General features: G+C 57.5%; 3 protein-coding genes. All 3 read right to left on the reverse strand.

Features of this window, described 5'->3' with window-relative positions; genetic code table 11:
• Positions 1 to 430 precede the first annotated feature (430 nt).
• Complete coding sequence (locus I2E26_RS07325) at positions 431 to 796, reverse strand: hypothetical protein (RefSeq protein WP_195420209.1); 366 nt, start codon at positions 794 to 796, stop codon at positions 431 to 433.
• Between the two features lie 49 nt (positions 797 to 845).
• Positions 846 to 1,064 (reverse strand): type I restriction-modification system subunit M N-terminal domain-containing protein, encoded by a 219-nt coding sequence (locus tag I2E26_RS07330; protein WP_195420210.1) that lies wholly within the window; start codon positions 1,062 to 1,064, stop codon positions 846 to 848.
• Positions 1,065 to 1,261: 197 nt separating this feature from the next.
• Positions 1,262 to 1,481: SMI1/KNR4 family protein (locus tag I2E26_RS07335; RefSeq protein WP_195420211.1), on the reverse strand; the 220-nt coding region annotated here is incomplete at its 5' end.

Below are 1,481 nucleotides of genomic sequence, written 5' to 3' on the forward strand. Positions count from 1 at the left end.
CACGCGTCGGCGCTGCTCCGCCTGCGGATTGCCCTTGGCGAAGCGCGACACCGGCGGCAGGATGCTGGCGACGGTGGTGCCCTCCTGGGGGACGCAGCCCGCTTCGAAGGCCTCGCTTACCAGCGTGCGCGTCTAATTGGGCTTGAGGCGCTCGCACTCGATGATGTCGCCGAGCTCCGAGCATCGCTGCGTCGCCAGGGGTGGTACCCCAAGGTAACGAGGGGGCTTTTCATGCAGATTGCCGTAAACGCTCTCTTTATCGAAACGGTAGCAATTCCCTGAACTGATGTTTTGCTGAGATTGCCCTATGGGCCACTCGGTAAAACCGGAATCTCGTATGAAAAGCCCTTACGACACTACTCTGGGCTGCGCGCGTTGCCCGCTCGCGCTTGGGCATTTGAACTAGAGTGCTGGGAGGACGGCGCCCTCATCATTGCGCGTTTCCTTCGGCGCGATATTCCGATATCGCTGCTTGAGCTTTTGGGCCAAATGGGATGAGCGATGCCAGGGCGGGGCGATCGAGGGCGATCCATTCAACAATCCCAATAATGGCGACGTTCTCTGCATACTCGTCATTGAGGTTTAGAAGTCGCTCGACGTAGGCTCCAACCCGCTTGAGAATCTGCTGGTCCTCATCCTTGGATGCTTGATCGATAAAGGGGTGGAGGACATCCTCATGAGTAAGGAAGCAACCGGTGTCCATGCCGTCCCCGTCTTCCTCCATGTAAAGGGTGAGTTCCTCCTTGAGTTCGGGGAAGGCATCCATCAGGATGGCGTTCAGTTCGTGCTCGGTCATTGAATCGCCTCGTATCAGGGAGATCAAATAATCGCGTAGGTCGTCTTCATCAGAGGGCGATCGCCATAGGAGGAGTCGGGGCTTCAGCGCGCTCGTCCTCGTCGATGTACTCCGCCAGGTCTTCGGAGATGAAGCGGTAGAACAGGAAGCACAGGATATATGCCTTGAAATCCCAACCGTCCACGGCGCCGCGGACCTCGTCGGCGATCTTCCAGATGGCTTTGTGGAGCTCGGTGCGCTGAGTCTCGCGGTTCGACGGGGCTGCCAAGGTCAAGCACCTCTTTCTTGCCGGCGGCACGCGCGGCGCAGGAATGGGCGTACAGATGGAATCAGTGTAACCCCTCGCGCGGACATCGCGCGGTATTGGTGTTGCCGTGCGGCTGATCGCGCGGCTCCGGTCGCCTTGAAGGAAGGCCAGTCTCGTTAGACGGTGTCTGACGAATCCGGCCTTGTTCGCGGGCGTTCCTACAGATTGTCTATTGCTTCGTGGAATTCTTCGATAACGTAATCATCGAAGCAATCGTGCTTGGGGAGCACGTCTTCCCCCTGGCTCCAGGAAACGATTTTTCCAGTGACGGAGTCGATACAAACCAACCATTCGTCTTGATTCTCGACCACCACAAGGTTTTTGGGCAAACCATACTTGCGATAAAGCAGGGTCTCCTCAACGAAAATCAGGCTGCCA

The organism is Collinsella sp. D33t1_170424_A12 (genome assembly GCF_015554865.1).
Classification (GTDB): domain Bacteria; phylum Actinomycetota; class Coriobacteriia; order Coriobacteriales; family Coriobacteriaceae; genus Collinsella.

Bases quoted from the DNA above. Each gene is read 5' to 3' on its own strand.
- I2E26_RS07325 (WP_195420209.1), bottom strand. From the start codon at position 796: ATGACCGAGCACGAACTGAACGCCATCCTGATGGATGCCTTCCCCGAA.